This window comes from Neisseria montereyensis (assembly GCF_024834045.1).
GTDB lineage: Bacteria > Pseudomonadota > Gammaproteobacteria > Burkholderiales > Neisseriaceae > Neisseria > Neisseria montereyensis.
Window position 1 is genome coordinate 190,457 of record NZ_JANUXW010000002.1, and the last position, 16,866, is coordinate 207,322.

At 48.4% G+C, this 16,866-nt stretch carries 15 protein-coding genes; 6 read left to right on the forward strand and 9 right to left on the reverse strand.

Annotated features, from left to right (window positions below):
* Positions 1-103 precede the first annotated feature (103 nt).
* From NXS09_RS03200 to NXS09_RS03210, 3 genes are all read right to left on the reverse strand, one after another.
* Complete coding sequence (locus tag NXS09_RS03200; RefSeq protein ID WP_259291114.1) at positions 104-736, reverse strand: glutathione S-transferase family protein; 633 nt, start codon at positions 734-736, stop codon at positions 104-106.
* A 67-nt stretch (positions 737-803) separates the two neighbouring features.
* The gene (gene curA / locus NXS09_RS03205) at positions 804-1,853 is read right to left on the reverse strand and encodes an NADPH-dependent curcumin/dihydrocurcumin reductase (protein WP_259291115.1); all 1,050 of its coding nucleotides are present in this window, start codon (positions 1,851-1,853) and stop codon (positions 804-806) included.
* A 43-nt stretch (positions 1,854-1,896) separates the two neighbouring features.
* Complete coding sequence (locus NXS09_RS03210; protein ID WP_259291116.1) at positions 1,897-3,102, reverse strand: iron-containing alcohol dehydrogenase; 1,206 nt, start codon at positions 3,100-3,102, stop codon at positions 1,897-1,899.
* A gap of 325 nt (positions 3,103-3,427) precedes the next feature.
* Between NXS09_RS03210 and NXS09_RS03215 the strand changes: the two genes are divergently transcribed.
* On the forward strand, positions 3,428-4,285 hold the full coding sequence (locus NXS09_RS03215) for an AraC family transcriptional regulator (protein ID WP_259291117.1): 858 nt from the start codon (positions 3,428-3,430) through the stop codon (positions 4,283-4,285).
* Between the two features lie 110 nt (positions 4,286-4,395).
* Here NXS09_RS03215 and NXS09_RS03220 read toward each other — a convergent pair whose 3' ends face one another.
* From NXS09_RS03220 to NXS09_RS03240, 5 genes are read right to left on the reverse strand one after another with little or no spacing between them, the layout of a single operon-like run.
* The gene (locus NXS09_RS03220; protein WP_259291118.1) at positions 4,396-5,019 is read right to left on the reverse strand and encodes a hypothetical protein; all 624 of its coding nucleotides are present in this window, start codon (positions 5,017-5,019) and stop codon (positions 4,396-4,398) included.
* Positions 5,016-5,468 carry a hypothetical protein gene (locus tag NXS09_RS03225; RefSeq protein WP_259291119.1) on the reverse strand — a complete coding sequence of 151 codons (453 nt, stop codon included), beginning with the start codon at positions 5,466-5,468 and terminating at the stop codon, positions 5,016-5,018. The genes NXS09_RS03220 and NXS09_RS03225 overlap by 4 nt, the downstream gene beginning before the upstream one ends.
* Before the next feature lie 3 nt (positions 5,469-5,471).
* A complete protein-coding gene (locus tag NXS09_RS03230) occupies positions 5,472-6,626 on the reverse strand; it encodes a hypothetical protein (RefSeq protein WP_259291120.1) in 1,155 nt (384 codons plus the stop codon).
* A 27-nt stretch (positions 6,627-6,653) separates the two neighbouring features.
* Positions 6,654-10,721, reverse strand: coding sequence for an ATP-dependent RNA helicase HrpA (gene hrpA, locus NXS09_RS03235; RefSeq protein ID WP_259291314.1), 4,068 nt, complete (start codon positions 10,719-10,721; stop codon positions 6,654-6,656).
* 53 nt (positions 10,722-10,774) lie between these two features.
* Positions 10,775-11,230, reverse strand: a complete 456-nt coding sequence (locus tag NXS09_RS03240; protein WP_259291121.1) for an acyl-CoA thioesterase — start codon at positions 11,228-11,230, stop codon at positions 10,775-10,777.
* Between the two features lie 332 nt (positions 11,231-11,562).
* On the opposite strand from NXS09_RS03240, the gene fba reads away from it, so the two are divergent.
* The 5 genes from fba to NXS09_RS03265 all read left to right on the forward strand — a co-directional run bounded on the left by fba (position 11,563) and on the right by NXS09_RS03265 (position 15,403).
* Positions 11,563-12,627 (forward strand): class II fructose-bisphosphate aldolase, encoded by a 1,065-nt coding sequence (gene fba / locus NXS09_RS03245; RefSeq protein ID WP_259291122.1) that lies wholly within the window; start codon positions 11,563-11,565, stop codon positions 12,625-12,627.
* Positions 12,628-12,764: 137 nt separating this feature from the next.
* Positions 12,765-13,484: an S-methyl-5'-thioinosine phosphorylase gene (locus tag NXS09_RS03250; RefSeq protein ID WP_259291123.1), complete on the forward strand. Its 720-nt coding sequence runs from the start codon at positions 12,765-12,767 to the stop codon at positions 13,482-13,484.
* Positions 13,485-13,526: 42 nt separating this feature from the next.
* Positions 13,527-14,108, forward strand: coding sequence for a molybdopterin adenylyltransferase (mog, locus tag NXS09_RS03255; RefSeq protein ID WP_259291124.1), 582 nt, complete (start codon positions 13,527-13,529; stop codon positions 14,106-14,108).
* 127 nt (positions 14,109-14,235) lie between these two features.
* Positions 14,236-14,367: a hypothetical protein gene (locus NXS09_RS03260; RefSeq protein ID WP_259291125.1), complete on the forward strand. Its 132-nt coding sequence runs from the start codon at positions 14,236-14,238 to the stop codon at positions 14,365-14,367.
* Complete coding sequence (locus NXS09_RS03265) at positions 14,357-15,403, forward strand: pseudouridine synthase (RefSeq protein WP_259291126.1); 1,047 nt, start codon at positions 14,357-14,359, stop codon at positions 15,401-15,403. Before NXS09_RS03260 ends, NXS09_RS03265 begins: the two co-directional genes overlap by 11 nt.
* A gap of 66 nt (positions 15,404-15,469) precedes the next feature.
* Here the strand turns inward: NXS09_RS03265 and NXS09_RS03270 are convergent, their stop codons facing one another.
* Positions 15,470-16,861, reverse strand: a complete 1,392-nt coding sequence (locus NXS09_RS03270; protein WP_259291127.1) for a HAMP domain-containing sensor histidine kinase — start codon at positions 16,859-16,861, stop codon at positions 15,470-15,472.
* Between the last annotated feature and the right edge of the window lie 5 nt (positions 16,862-16,866).

Genomic DNA, 16,866 nt, shown 5'->3' on the forward strand with positions numbered 1-16,866 from the left:
ATTTATGCTTGTGAGTTTAGTTCTATGGCAAAAGGGCGGCTAAAGATATTGATACCTTTAGCCGCCATTTTGTTTATTTAAAACAGTATATTAAGCCGTGCCGTTATTGCTTCGATGTATCCAATTTTGCTTCAATTTGCATGGCGCGTTGATAGCTTTCGAGTTGGGATAAATGCTGAATATATTGTTTGATATGGGGATAGTCTTCCAATTGCCCTTTGCTTTCCAGAATAACCAGATCGAAACTCAGCATAAAATCGGCTCCGCTGAGGCGGTCGCCGACAATATAGTTTTTGCCTGCCAGCGAATCATTGAGATAGCTGAGTAGTTTTTGCTTTTCGCCGCCGATATATTGGCTGAGAAACGGATTATCGCCTACGCCTGCGGCATGGGTAAACAGTTCCAATAGCAGCGGCAGCATTAATGAGCTTTCTGAAAATGCGATCCATTGCAGATAATAGCCGTATTCGGGGCTGTTTGGGGCAGGGCGCAGGCGGTCGGGGGCGAAGCGTTCGATAAGCAGTTGGGTAATGGCTTCGGATTCGGCAAATACCTTACCGTCGATTTCAATCACGGGGGATTTGCCCAGAGGGTGAACGGCTTTTAGGCTGTCGGGGGCAAGGTGGGTTTCGGCGTTGCGTTGATAGGGAACGGCTTCATAGGGCACGCCCAATTCTTCTAAAAGCCATAAGATTCTGAGCGAGCGCGATTGATTTAAATGATGTAAACGAATCATGATGTTTCCTTTTCGATATTTATTGGGGCATATTAATGCTGAATTTTTTTCAATAATGCTTGGGCGGTTAATCTATATCTGCCACTTTAACCACTGTTTTGCCGAAGTTTTGGCCGTAAAGCATATCAACAAAGCCTTGCGGGGCGTGTTCCAAACCGTTGATGATGTGTTCTTTGGTTTTGATTTTGCCTTCTGCCAGCCAGTTGCTCATGGTTTCAAAAAACATTGCGAAATGTTGGGCGTAGGCTTCAAAAATAATAAAACCTTTTACCGTTAGCTGTTGGACGAGAATCAGCCCCATTAAGGCGCTTAGGCGGTCTTTGCCGTCGGGCAGTTCGGTTCGGTTATATTGTGAGGCCAAGCCGCAAACGGGAATGCGGGCGTGGGTATTCAGCAGCGGCATTACGGCATCGAATACTTTACCGCCAACGTTTTCATAATAAATATCAATGCCTTTCGGGCAGGCTTTTGCAAGCTGTTGGGCAAAATCATCGGCATAATGATCGAGGCATTGATCAAAGCCCAATTCTTCAACGGCAAAGCGGCATTTCTCGGCACCGCCGGCCACGCCGATCACATTCAAGCCTTTCAGTTTACCGATTTGGCCGACAGTGGCGCCGACCGGGCCTGTTGCCGAAGCGACAACCAAAGTTTCGCCGGCTTGCGGTTTGCCGATATCGGTTAGCCCCATATAGGCGGTGAAGCCCGGCATACCCAACACGCCTAAAGCATAGGAAAGATTCGGCATATCTTTGGGCAGTTTATATACGCCTTCGCCGTTGCTGAGGCTGTAATCCTGCCAACCTGATTGGGCGACTACAATATCGCCTGCCTGAAAACCCTCAATATTCGAGCGGACAACTTGCGAAACCGTGCCGCCTACCATCACATCGCCGATATTCAAAGGCGGGGCATAGCTTTTGCCATCATTCATGCGGCCGCGCATATAGGGGTCGAGCGATAAATAAACGGTTCGCAGCAGCATTTGCTCTTGATTGGGTTGGGGGATATCGGTGCTGGTCCATTCAAAATTGCTATCCGTCGGCTTGCCATGCGGACGGCTGGCGAGCCTGATTTGGCGGTTTTGTTGGTTGTTTTGGGTGGGGTTGAAAGTCATGGCTTTCTCCTTTTTAGAAGGTGGGTGCAATAAGTTCGATAGCTTAGTTTACGGCGCGTTCCAATATGCGTTGGGATACGGCTAAATCGTTTTGCTTGTGTTCGCCCAATGCAACCATGCCGTGTTCTTTTAATTGTTTTAAAACAGCGGGTATAGCCGATTCATCTAACCCTGCATCTGCCAAGCGCACGGGCAGACCCAATGATTTAAAGAAGTTTTCCGTTTCAACAATGGCCGCTTCAATGATTTCATCTTCGCTCATATTGCCCTGAGGGTTGGTTATCGCCCAAACATTGCGGGCATATTGCAATAATTTTTCTTTTTTGCTGTCTTTTAATTCGCGCATGAGCGAGGGCAATACAATGGTGAGGGTACGGGCATGGTCGATGCCGTAGAGCGAGGTGAGTTCGTGGCCGATCATGTGTGTGGTCCAATCTTGCGGCACGCCCGAACCAATCAGGCCGTTTAATGCCATTGTCGCCGTCCACATAATATTTTTGCGGATTTCAATATTGCTTGGCTGCTGTTTCACTTCCGGGCCTTCTTCGATTAAGATTTTCAGCAGGCTTTCCGAAAAAGCATCTTGCACTTTCGCATTCGCGGGGTAGGTGAGATATTGTTCCATCACGTGAACATAAGCATCGGCAATGCCGTTCATCACCTGATTTTCCGGCAGGGTGAGGGTTTTGGCCGGGTCTAAAATAGAGAATTTCGGATAAGCCAACGGATTGCGGAAAGGCAGCTTCGCATGGCGTTCGCTATAATTCACCACGCCACCCGCGTTCATTTCCGAACCGGTGGCCGGAATGGTTAACACCGCGCCCAAATCAACCGCACGATCCACTTTCACGACATAGCTGGTTAACGCCGCCCAAGCCTGTTCGCGCGATACCGTGCCGTCGGCTTCCGTTAATGAAGATACCAGCGCCACAAATTTACTGCCGTCAATCACCGAACCGCCGCCCACGGCCAAAATAAAATCAATGCGTTCCCGATTCACCATATCGGCGGCTTTTAATAAGGTGGTAAATTCGGGATTGGGCTCAATGCCGCCAAATTCAAAAATAGTACGCGTGCCATTGGCGGTTAAAGCCGCTTTCACTTCGTCTAATGTGCCGGTACGTTTGGCCGAACCGCCGCCATAAGTAATCAAAACCCGCGCCTGTTCAGGCACCAATTCAGACAGCTTTTTAATCTGACCTTCGCCGAAAATAATCCGCACCGGATTGTAGTATTCAAAATTATTCATAAAAACTCCTTTTTATTTGAAAACAACCGTTATTGCTTACTTTCTTATGCTCGGATGGGATTACCGGGAAACAGCCAAACAACCAATAACGCTTTTGAAGAATTCATTATAGGCGCTTCACCGCCAAAGCATTAGAACAAACCTATTTTTCTCTTGCCTATTTCTACACAATTCAACCGCGCCTTAATTACAAACCGCAGATAGCCAAACCATAAGCCCTAATCCGATTAGGCCGTCTGAAAGCCCGATTTCGGCTAATAGCATTCGGGCATAAAGCAGGGTATAGTCAGGCTTCGTTTTGTTTTATTTGGGTATGAAACCGGATATGATTAAACCAAGTATGATTGAGCAATTGAAAGCGATGCTGCCGAAAAACCAAACGGTTGAATCCGCGATTCCCGGCCTGTATTTTTATTGCGCCGACAAGCCGAGCGAGATACTCGGCTATATTCAAGAGCCGAGTATTTGTATTGTGTTGCAGGGTGAGCGCAAGATTTATTTAGGTTCCGACTGCCAATATTTTAACGGCAGCCATTTAATGTTTTGCCCCGTGAACCTGCCCCTGCGTATGCATATCGAGCAGGCCACTACCGAACAGCCCGTGATAATTATGTCTATGAAATTGGAAATAGAGATGATTCGGGATATGTTGGCCAAAATTCCCCCCAAACCAAAAGAAAACCATGCCCACAACGGCATTCAGTGGACATTAGACGATCAATTGCTGGCCTTATTCGAACGGCTGATTGGTTTATTAAACCGGCCCGAAGACATTGCCGTTTTATCAGCACTCATTAAGCAAGAAATATACTACCGTCTGCTCACCGCCGAGCAGGGCGGGAAATTGCAACAATTGGTAGCAAGCGGCAGCCACACCCAACAGATAGCCCAAGCAACCGAATGGCTAAAAAATCATCTCGACCAGCCCATTATGGTGGAAGAGCTAGCCAAAACCTGCGGCATGAGCGTTTCCATGTTTTATCAGCAGTTTAAAGAAATCACCCAACTCAGCCCCCTGCAATACCACAAACACCTGCGCCTCACCGAAGCGCGCAAACTCAATAAAGCCGGCAATATATCCATCGCCCAAATCGCCATGCAGGTAGGCTATGAAAGCCCGAGCCAGTTTAGCAGGGAATATAAACGGCAGTTTGGGGTGGCGCCTAGTGGGGATAGGGGGTGATTGATTGGGGTATATTAAAGGCCGTCTGAAAGGGTGAGTTTCAGACGGCCTTTTGAGCGATTATTTTAAATATGTACTACTGTTATTTTAATGCTAATATTTTTTATTAATCAATCAGTAGGAAAATGCTGTAACTGAACTACATGATGATGGACTGTATATTCTAGACCTGATGTATGATGTGTATGTCGAGAAATGAAACTTAGTCCCGTTCTGGCCATATCTGGTTCGTCAATAGTTAAGTCATCAATTTCTTGTTCAATATTTTTTTTCCATTCTTGTAATACATCAGTTGATTTTTTATTTTGAGCAGATTTATTAGTAATATAAAGAAGTAAACCACCTTCTGAACAAGTTGGACTTCCACTAGAATATCTATTAACTAATTGTTCAAAACCTTTTAATGAATATGTAGATCCCTTACTTACTTTAGCTTCCCCTATCCATCGATAACGGTCACGTTTTATAGATATATCGACATGCCCACCCTGATGACAATCGTGTTCTATTTCATATTGGTGTTTAAAAAAACCTTTTAAATAAATTACTAAATACAACGATATTGAATCCTCATTATGGTTGCATAGTAAGTCTTTATAGTCCTCTGCTATACAAATCCAATCAATTATTGCATTATTAATACTTTTATAAAATTCCTTTAGATCCAATCTACCTTGTAAGCCTTTAGCCTCGTTAGACTCATTATTACACACATCTTTGTAATTGAATGTCATGCTAAGCTACTCCTTTCAGAAGTGGCTTTTAACTCTCGAGACAATGGGCTAAGAGTGAATGTGATAAATAATAGGCTTGGATCAAATGTGGCTTTAATATTTCCATTGTTAAGAAAAATATAACCATTATTTATAATGTCAGAAACTTCGTCTTCTTCTAATTCAATTGGCTCATCGGAATATTCGTCTTGGTATCTGTAAATAGGATCTAATAAATGCCATTTTTTCCCACCTAGATAATACCAAATATCTATAATAGTTCTTTTTTCATCATTATGAACGGTATCAGTGATTTCAGAAATACGTTTAGGTGTGATATTTTCTAATAAAGAACTTTTTGTAGATTCTATATATTGAATAAACAATAACAACCTTTCTCTTTGTATGTCAGACAAAGAGTTGTCTTTTTTTATTTCCTCTTTGATAGAGAGAAAGGTTGTTGTGTTCATATTTTAATTTTTACAAGAATATTCATATATTTTAGATACCAAGTGATTTAAGTCATCCTCAGTTTCACAATCATCAATTACTACAGAGTAGCAGGCACTATGTCTTTGTCTTTGTTTACTTTGTGTACTTTCAAGAAAACTCTTATAACTTAAAGCTGCAACAGGTTCAAAAAAATCACTTCCTGAGTCAGATGGCCATTTTTTCTCAATAGCATGAAATTCTGTTTTTGATTGGATTCCTTCCATTCCGCCGGTATGGTATGGTTCCATTCTTAAATCGCTACCATTATTTTTTCTATCTAATTTTTCATGCTTTACTGAGCCAGAATCTGTGTAGTGACTAAAGCTAATGACACGGCCTGCTGGCTCATCATACAAAGATTTTATAGCACTACCAATATTTTTCTTTTTAGCAGATGCAATTTCTGTATATAGCTTAGTAATATGCTTGAATAAAGTATCAGATAAAAGATCTAAATCATTTTGACTTGTAATAGCAGTTGCATCACTATATAGAGTAAGAACTTTTTCTTCCTTATCAATCGTAAAATAGCTAACAAGTTGTTTATAATCTTGATGTATTGCAATTACTTCATCATGTAAACCTATATCGAACCTCTGGAAATATTCTTGAACATTTTCAGGGGTGTCACTTAAGATAAATTCTTGACGTTTCCGAAAAGATTTTTTACCGCAGATCCAAAATCTTTTGTTACCGTCTAAAGTATCAGAATTTACAAGAAATAGTTGAGTTCCTTGTTCTTCAAGAATATTTTTAGGAATTAAGTTAGGGAAATATTTGGAATATTCTACTTCTGAATTAGAATTAATTTCGTTAATTATTCTACTTTCTAATTCATTAAATTGATCTTCTGTAAAATCAGGAAGATCATAAAAAACAATTGTTTTCTTCCCAAAGAATAAACTTCTATTATATTCTTTTTCTAATACATTCTTGATTTTAATTAGAAATGTATCGTCATCTGTATTTGGCAGATTTTCAATCTTATCTTTTAACCCATTCCAAGACTGTGTTTTAAATATTTCTTTTGAAAATAAAATTTTACTAAGTTTACGAATAGAATAATCACGATCTTGAAGATAACCTATTAATAAACATATTGTTTTTTTAAGATCTTGATTTTCTTTGTTATTCATTTTTATCTCCTAAATATACTATTTTGATTATAAGCTGTTCCAAAAGTTTTTCAACCGCTTAACCGAAACCGGATAAGGCGTCTTTAATTCCTGCGCAAACAGCGACACGCGCAATTCTTCTATCTGCCATCTAAACCCTTTCAGGCCGTCTGAAAGGGGTTGGTTGTGTTTGAGCAGACTGTCTGTTTTTTCCTGCCACATTTGTTCCAATTCTTGAATATCGGCTTCGCGCGCGGCGTCGCGGGCGGGGTTGGCGCTGTATTTTTCCATGCGTAGGGTCATGGCTTTGAGGTAAACGGGCAGGCGCGGCCATTGTGCCCACGGGGTGCGGCTGGCGAAACCGGCGGATAGCAGTGCCTGCACGCGTTCGCGCAGCAGCGGGGTGAGGGGGTGTTTGCCCAGTTTTCCGTTGAGTTCGGCATAAGCGGCGGCGGTGTCTTGCAAATAGCGGCTCATGGCTTCTTTTACGGCGGGCAGGCGGCTGCGGGCGCGTTTGATTTGTTCTTTAAAGGCTTTTTCGCTGCGCGGCGGTTCGTCTTCGCCGATAAAGGCGCGGTCGCAGATGGCGGCGGTGAGGTCGTCGCGCAGGGTGTCGGCGGGAATGTGTTTGAGCAGCATGGCGGCTTGGGTGAAGCCGGGTATGCCTTTATTGAGGTCTTTCATGTGCTCTTTAAGCTGGCGTTGCATGAGGGCGATAACGCCTTGGCGGTGGGCTTGTTCGGCGGCTTCGGGGGTGTCGAACAGGCGCAGGGCGATGCGGCCGTCTTTTTCTTTTTGCAGGCCGAGATAGCCGGTGAGCTGCTGTTTGCCGCGTGCGAATTTGATGGATTCGGGTAGGGTGCCGATGTCCCATGTGGTGACATTATCGCGCTCGAATTCTTGGGTGTTGTCGCGGAAGGTGACGGCGGCGGCTTGGCCGAGTTCGTGTTGGAGTTTGGCAAGGTCGCGGCCGGTGGCGAGCTCTTGGCCGCCGTCGTCGATAATGCGCAGATTGAAATAGTTGTGCGGGGGCAGGGGGGTGCTTGCCCATTGTTCGAGGTCGATTTGTTCAAGCAGGCGCATATCGCCGGCGGTTTTGGCGATAAATTGCGCCAGCTGGGGCATTATCGGCGCCTGTTGGTCGGGATGGCTTTCTAAAAAGCGGGTAATAAAATCGGGCACGGGCACGCAGATGCGGCGGATTTGTTTGGGCAGGGCTTTAATCAGCAATTGCAGCTTTTCGCGCAACATGCCGGGCACCAGCCATTCGAGCGCGGGGGCGTGCAGGCGGTTGAGCACGGTGAGCGGCAGGGTGAGGGTAACGCCGTCGAGGGGGTGGTTCGGCTCGAAGCGGTAGCTGAGTTTGAATTTGCCGTCTTCGGTTTTCCAGAATTTGGGAAACTGCTCTTCGGTGATGTGCGCGGCGGCGTGTTGCATCAGGTCTTCTTTGCTGAGGAAGAGCAGGCGCGGGTTTTCTTGCTCGGCGGTTTTCAGCCATGCTTCAAAGGTGCGGATATCGGCAAAGGGCAATTCTTTCAGACGGCCTTGTGAGGTTTGTTGTTTGTTGAGGCCGTCTGAAACGGTTTCGGCTGTTGCGGCTTTTTTTTCAGACGGCCTGTAAAACTGCGGCAGCCTTTGGTTGTAAAACTCGTATAAGGCTTCTTCATCAACCAATACGTCTTGCTTGCGCGATTTGTGTTCGAGCTCGCTGATTTCTTTAATCAGCTTTTTATTGTGCTGAAAAAAGGCGGCCTGAATATGGCTTTCTTGGGCAACCAATGCGCCGCGGATAAACAGTTCGCGCGCTTCTTCGGGGGCAACCCTGCCATAGGCCACGGGGCGGCGGGGGATAACGGTGAGGCCGTAGAAGGTAACGCGTTCGCTGGCCACAACTTCGCCGCGCTTTTGCGACCAATGGGGCTCGAAATAATGATAGCGCACCAGATGCGGGGCTTCGGCTTCTATCCATTCGGGATCAATTTGGGCGACATCGCGGGCATAAAGGCGGGTGGTTTCGGTGAGCTCGGCGGCCATCACCCATTTGGGTTTGCTTTTAAACAGCGCGGAAGCGGGGAATAAATGGAAATGGCTGCCGCGGGCGCCGATATAGTCGTGCCCTTCGGGGGATTTGAGGCCGATATTGGCAATCAGGCCGGTGAGCAGGGCGCGGTGGATTTGCTCATAGCCGGCTTCTTTGGCGGCGCGGAGGTGGGCACGGTGCTGCTTTTTATCAAGCTGCTTTTGCTTGCGTTTGGCCGATAAATCTTGATCGGCGGTGTTTTCAGATGAGCTAAGCTGGGCTTGCTGCGGAGGCCGTCTGAAAGCGTTTTCTTTGCTGACCAAACCCATTTCTACGGCAATATCGGCCAGTTGTTTGTGCAATTCGCGCCATTCGCGCATGCGCAGGTGGGAAAGAAAATATTGATGGCACCATTGCACCAACTGGCGGTTGCTCAAACCCTTATCGCGCTCGCGCTGGAAGCTGTCCCAAATATTCAGATAGGCGGCAAAGTCAGATTGTTTGTCGGTAAAGCGTTCATGGGCTTTTTGGGCCGCTTCGCGCGCTTCCAAAGGCCGCTCGCGCGGGTCTTGGATGGAAAGGGCGGATACAATCACCAGCATTTCTTGTACGCAATCGTGTTTTTGTGCCGCCAACAGCATGCGCGAGATTTTGGGGTCGATCGGCAGGCGTGCCATTTGTTTGCCCAAAGTGGTGAGGTCGTTTTTATCGTTTACGGCGCCGAGCTCAAGCAGCACCTGAAAGCCGTCGTTGATATAGCGTTGGTCGGGTGCTTCTAAAAAGGGGAAGGCGGCGACATCGCCGAGTTTTAAGGCGGCCATGCGCAGGATGACGGCGGCCAGGTTGCTGCGGATGATTTCGGGGTCGGTAAATTCGGGACGGTTTTCAAAGTCTTCTTCGGAATAGAGGCGGATGGCTACGCCGGCGGATACGCGGCCGCAACGGCCGGAGCGCTGGCGTGCGGCGGCTTGGGAAATTTTTTCCACATGAAGCTGCTCGACTTTGGCGCGGGCGGAATAGCGTTTCACTCTTGCCAAGCCGGTATCGATTACATATTTGATGCCGGGTACGGTAAGCGAGGTTTCGGCGACGTTGGTGGCCAAAACAATACGGCGGTTGTTGCCGCTCGGGTGAAAAATTTTATGCTGTTCGGCTGCCGATAAACGGGCGAACAGGGGCAGGATTTCGTCGTTGCGGCGCAGGGGCGATTTGCGCAGGGCTTCGGCGGCTTCGCGGATTTCGCGCTCGCCGGGTAGGAACACCAGAATATCGCCTTTGCCCAATCGCGCCAATTCGTCGGCGGCATCGACTATGGCATCGGCTATTTCGATTTCCGCTTCGTCTTCGTCTTGCGAATGCAGGGGGCGGTAAACAATATCAACCGGAAAGGTGCGGCCGCTCACTTCCAATACGGGGGCGTTGTTGAAATGGCGGGAAAAGCGTTCGGCATCAATGGTGGCCGAAGTGATGATGACTTTTAAATCAGGGCGGCGCGGCAGTAGTTGCTTGAGGTAGCCGAGCAGAAAATCAATATTGAGACTACGTTCGTGCGCTTCGTCGATAATAATGGTGTCGTAGGCGGTGAGGTAGCGGTCGGTTTGGGTTTCGGCAAGTAGAATGCCGTCGGTCATCAGTTTGATATAGGCATCGCGCGAGGTGTTGTCGTTGAAGCGCACTTTATAGCCGACGGTTTGGCCGATGGGGTTGCCGAGCTCTTCGGCAATGCGTTCGGCAACCGAGCGCGCCGCCAGCCGCCGCGGTTGGGTGTGGCCGATGAGTCCGGCGGTGCCGCGTCCGAGTTCCAAGCAGATTTTCGGCAGTTGGGTGGTTTTGCCCGAGCCGGTTTCGCCGCAGATAATGGTGACCTGATTGGCGGCGATGGCGGCTTTGATGTCGTCTAAACGTTCGTGTACGGGCAGGGTGCCGTCGTATTGCGGTGTGGGCAGCGCGGCTTGGCGTTTCAGAAAAATATCGTGTGATTTTTGGTATTTTTTCTCAACGGAGGCCATACCGCCGAAACGCTTGGGGTTTTTAAAGGCGTTGCGTAGAAAGTGGCGGTCTTTAGAGAGGGTTTGCGATAAATCGGGTTGGGGCATGGCGGCGGTAATTTTTAGGGAAAACAAAGGGTGTCATTATAACTGATAACCACTTATAAAAGCGGGCCGTCTGAAAGCGGTTCGGCTTGATTTAATATGTCGGCCAGTCGGGCGGGCAGGCGGGTGATTTTTTGGGCGGTGTAGTCGAAGCAGACCATGCCGGTTTGTATTTTGGCAATGCTTTTGCCGTCGCTTTGGCGGCGGATGTGGTAGCGCAATTCAAAACCGCTGCGGCCGATGTCGCCGCAACCCATTTCGATTTCTAAGGTGTCGCCGTAATGCGCCTGCGCCAGATATTGCACGGCGGCATCGCCCATAATCAGGCCGGAACCGCCGGCGTCTAATTCGGTGAAACCGTGTACCGCCAGCCAGCGCATACGGCTTTCATGGCATAAGCCCAGCACGGCATCGTTGGCTAGGTGGTTGCCGTAATTGATATCGCCAACGCGCACGCGGATTTGGGTGCGGAATAAAACGGCGGCAGGCAGGGGCACTTGGATTCTGGCCATAATCATGCTTTCTTTAATGAGGGGTGGGGTATTGTAGCGGATTTTGTGTGGTTGCGGCTTTGATTGAGTGGCTGTTTTAATAGGCCGTCTGAAAAATAAGTGTTTGAAATAATGTTGTTATAGTGTGGTGTGTTTTTGGTGGGCAGGGTGACGGGTGGCGGTGGTTTTCAGACGGCCTCTTCCAATAGGCCGGGTGATGTTTGCAATCTATACGGAACAACGCGGCTTTCAGAGTGTCTGATTGCTGTTGCCGCATGTAGTTTTGGCGGTGAAAATGCTATAATCAATGCTTAACGTTTATTTCTTTTCTATCAATTCGGAGGATTCACCTTATGGCTCTCGTTTCCATGCGCCAATTGCTCGACCATGCTGCCGAAAACAGCTACGGCCTGCCTGCTTTTAACGTAAACAATCTCGAACAGATGCGGGCGATTATGGAAGCCGCCGATCAGGTGAATGCGCCTGTGATTGTTCAGGCCAGTGCGGGGGCGCGCAAATATGCGGGCGCACCTTTTTTACGCCATTTGATTTTGGCGGCCGTTGAAGAGTTTCCCCATATTCCGGTGGTGATGCACCAAGACCACGGCGCGTCGCCCGATGTGTGCCAACGTTCTATCCAGCTCGGCTTTAGCTCGGTGATGATGGATGGTTCATTATTGGCCGACGGTAAAACCCCTTCTACTTATGAATACAATGTAGATATGACCCGTAAAGTGGTTGAGTTTTCGCATGCTTGCGGGGTATCGGTAGAGGGTGAAATCGGCGTGTTGGGCAATCTGGAAACCGGCGAAGCGGGTGAGGAAGACGGTGTCGGCGCGGTCGGCAAACTTTCGCATGACCAAATGTTAACCAGCGTGGAAGATGCGACCCGTTTTGTGCGCGATACCGGTGTGGATGCATTGGCCATTGCCATCGGCACCAGCCACGGTGCGTATAAATTCACACGTCCGCCCACTGGCGATGTGTTGCGTATCGACCGCATTAAAGAAATTCACGAAGCCTTGCCGAATACCCATATTGTGATGCACGGTTCCAGCTCGGTGCCGCAAGAGTGGTTGAAAGTGATTAACGAACACGGCGGTGCGATTGGCGAAACTTATGGCGTGCCGGTTGAGGAAATCGTAGAGGGTATTAAACACGGTGTGCGCAAGGTGAATATCGATACCGACTTACGTTTGGCTTCTACCGGGGCTATCCGCCGTTTTATGGTGGAAAATCCGGCTGAGTTCGACCCGCGTAAATATCTGGCCAAAACCGTAGAAGCGATGAAGCAAATTTGTATCGACCGCTATTTGGCTTTCGGTTGCGAAGGCCAAGCCGACAAAATCAAACCGGTTTCGTTGGAAGTGATGGCAAATAAATACGCTAAAGGCGAATTGGCGCAAATTGTGAAATAAAATCGGATTAAGCCTAAAAAACACCCGCTTATTCAAGCCGGGTGTTTTTTATCGCTTGCAATAATTGCCGTAAGCCATACACATCTTAGAATGAATACCTTACAATAGCCCCGTTTGAACCTAATGAAAGCAGCACCATGATAGCCGTTATCGGCGGCAGCGGCCTAACCCGTTTGCCGGAACTACACATCACTCAGCGCCGTATTGTGCGTACCCCGTACGGATTAACCAGCAGCCCGTTATTGTTTGGCAAACTGGGCAGCCGCGATATTGTTTTTCTAGCCCGCCACGGGCTGAATCATTCATTGGCACCGCATGAAATCAATTATCGCGCCAATATCTGGGCTTTGGATTCCGTCGGCGCGGAAAATATTGTTGCCGTGTCTTCCGTGGCCGCGTTGAATGAATCTTTCGAGCCCGGTTCTTTGGTGATGCCTGATGATTTGATTGACTACACATTTAACCGTGCCAGCACATTTTTTGAAGGCAAATCGCAAGAAGTGGTGCATACCGATTTTTCTTATCCCTATGATAGTGAATTCCGCAAAGCCTTGCTGGAACATGCCGCTTCGCACGGCACGCCTATGTATAACCAAGCGGTTTACGGCTGTATTCAAGGCCCGCGCTTACCGACCCGTGCCGAAGCGCGCCGCTACCGCCAAGATGGTGTAGACGTTATTGGTATGACCGGTATGCCCGAAGCGGTATTGGCGCGGGAATTGTCGCTGCCTTATGTGCATATTTGCGGTGTAACCGGTATGGCTTGCGTGGCAGCCAGTGACAATGATGCGGATAGCTGTAATTTGAATGCACTCGGTGCGATTGAGAAAATCCGCCGGCTATTGGTAGATTTATAGGCCGTCTGAAAGAATATAGGCCGTCTGAAAGTGGTGAATAAAATGAATGCGAACTTGGAAACCGTAACCATCGGCCTGCTTTCGGCCAGCGACCGTGCCAGCAGCGGCGTATATCGTGATGAGGGAATTCCCGCTTTGAAAACATGGCTGGCGTCGGCTGTTTGCAATCCGATTCGTTTTGTCGAGGCGCTGGTACCGGATGAGCGCGATACCATCGAAGCGGCGCTATGCAAAATGGCCGATAGAGATGGTTGCCATCTTGTTTTCACTACCGGCGGCACCGGCCCGGCTGTCCGCGATATTACTCCGGAAGCAACCTTAGCCGTAGTCGATAAGGAAATGCCCGGCTTTGGCGAGCAAATGCGCCAAATCAGCCTTTATTATGTGCCGACGGCGATTCTTTCGCGGCAAACGGCGGGTATTCGGGGCAAATGCCTGATTGTCAACCTGCCCGGACGCCCGAAAGCAATCGCGGAAACACTCGGCGGTGTGCGTGATGAAAGCGGCAATATCAAAGTGCACGGGCTGTTTAGCGCGATTCCGTATTGCATTGATTTAATCGGCGGCGCGTTTATCGAAACCGATGAGGCGGTTTGCAAAGCATTTCGCCCGAAAAGTTCATAAGCTGTTATGATAGGAAATAATATTACCCGATAGACCTGCAATTAGGGTTTATTTTGTTTTTAATGAATGCCTGCCGCAAGATTGGGAACAAGCAGGATACATGGGTTTATAAGGATGAATTTAATATATGAGGCCGTCTGAAAATGTTTCAGACGGCCTGTCATCGCTAATAAACGTTGTATTCGGTTTGATAAACATGAGCCGCAGAAGAACCGTTGCCTGTTGGGGCGGCGTGTTAGGAGAGTTTGATGAGCAGTAAAAAAAATACCGGTAGTAAACGCGAATGGCGCGATGGCGGCAGCACGAAAAAGGCTGCCGGTCGTAAACCTGAAACCCGTTTTTCAGACGGCCGTAAACATTCGGACGGCCATAAAGGTAAGGCAGAAAGCAACCGCAAAGCGGCTGCCGCTACAACAAGCGCGGCGCCTAAAACTCAGGCAACCCGTGCGAAAAAATTGGTTGTGCGCAGCCCCAATCAGAAAATTGTCGAGCGTGCCCGCGATTTAAAGGAAAAGCGTTCCGATTTAGGCAGCTTCGAGCCCGTGCGCCTGCAAAAAGCTTTGGCCGCTTCCGGTGTCGGTTCGCGGCGTGAGATGGAAGAATGGATTGCACAAGGCTTGGTGACGGTGAACGGTAAAAAAGCGCAGCTTGGCGATAAGGTTTCCCCCGATGATCATGTGTTGGTAAAAGGCAATGTGATTAAGCTGAAATGGCCCGACCGCCTGCCGCGTATTATTTTGTATTATAAGCAAGAAGGCGAAATCGTATCGCGCGATGATCCGCAAGGGCGGGTGAGTATTTTCGACCGCTTGCCGCAGGCAGCCAGCAGCCGTTGGGTGGCCATCGGCCGTTTGGATATCAATACCAGCGGCTTGCTGATTCTGACTACTTCGGGCGAATTGGTAAACCGTTTTGCCCATCCCAGTTTTGAAGTGGAACGCGAATATGCCGTGCGCGTGTTGGGCGGTTTAACAACCGAGCAGATGAAAATGCTCACCGAAGAAGGTGTGATGCTGGAAGATGGTTTGGCTAAGGTTGAACGCATCTACGAGCAAGGCGGGGAAGGGGCGAATAAGTGGTATAACGTGGTGATTAAAGAGGGGCGCAACCGTGAGGTGCGACGGATTTTCGAGAGCCAAGGTTTAACCGTGAGCCGGTTGGTGCGCGTCGGGTTCGGCCCGATTGGATTGCCGAATCGTTTAAAACGCGGGCAGTTTTATGAGTTGAACCCTGCCGAAGTGGCCAATATTATGAAGTGGGCGGATATGCCGCTGCCGGGCAGCCGCCGCCGTTAAAAATGGTTATCTAAAAACAAAGCCGTCTGAAATATTTCAGACGGCTTTGTTTAAATCGCCAAAAGCTTATTTTGATTCGGCTAATTTTTTCTGTTTAGGTAGGATAAAACGAATCCGCAAGCCGTTTGGCTTCACGTTTTCGGCAATAATCTTGCCGGAGTGTTGGTTGATAATATGTTTGGTAATTGCCAAGCCCAAGCCGGTACCGGGTTTGTGGGCGCTGCTGTCGGCACGGTAGAAAGCGGTGAAGATATGCGGCAGCTGCATTTCATCCACGCCGGCGCCGTTGTCGGTCACATCAACCAGCCAGTTTTTTGAGTCCTGATACAGTTTTACCGTGATGGTGCTACCTTCGGGGCTATATGCCATCGCATTGCGGATAACATTATCGAATGCACGGTAGAGAAAACCTTCGTTGGCAGGGAAAGAAGCGGTGTCGGCCACTTTTTCGATTTGCAACAACAATTTTTGATTGTTTTGTTGGGCAACGGCTTGGCTGTCTTCCACCAGTTGGGTGAAAAACGGCACCAGAGTCAGATTGTCTTTTTCCAGCGGTACGTTCGAGGTTTCCAAGCGCGACAGCGTGAGCAATTCGCCGACTAATGTGTCCATTCGGGTTAGCTCACCTTCGAGGCGTTTGATATATTGCTCTTGTTTGTGCGGCTGCGCCTGTATTAGGCCGACAATGGCCTGCATCCGCGCCAGAGGCGATCGCATTTCATGGGATACATGGTGCAACAGGTGGCGCTCTTTGGAAACCAGTTGTTGCAGTTGTGCGGCCATTTTATCGAACTGGGCGGCCAGATGGGAAAGTTCGTCGTCACGATCATTCATTTGTTGGGCAATACGGGTTTCCAAATCACCCGCTGCCAAACGGTTCATGCCCGAGCCGAGAATTTTGATGGGCTTGGTAATATTGTTGGTCAGAATATAGGCTAGCAGTAGGCCGACTAAGATAATGAACGTAAGAATAATAAATTCGTGCCAGATAGGCGCTAATTCCAATCCGGGAATAAACAGCGGGCTGGGTAGGCGTTGAATCTGCTGGCTGTCCCAATTGCGGATAAAAAACAGATATTCTTCACCCCAACGGTCGAATTCGATATGGGCCAGATGCGAATCGGGATTTTCTAATGCGAATTCGCGGGCGGTATGTATGGTTTGCTCATCAATCGGACGTTCGAGAATGTCTTGAAGCAAATCGCCGGAAATCACAAATACGTTTTCGGAAACGGGATTGTCGCGCCATTCGTTGAGAATCTCACGCGCCCCTTGTTCGCCGCGTACTTTAAATGCGGAAATGGCGCTGCCCATCAAAGTGGTTTCAATAGTGCGGCGTTGCTGGAATTGATTTTCGGCAATGGTATTTTGCACCAACCAGAAAGAAAAACTCGCCACAAAGATGGCACAGATAATCACTGCGCAAAATGTGGCGAATATACGTTGAAACAGTTTCATTTAGC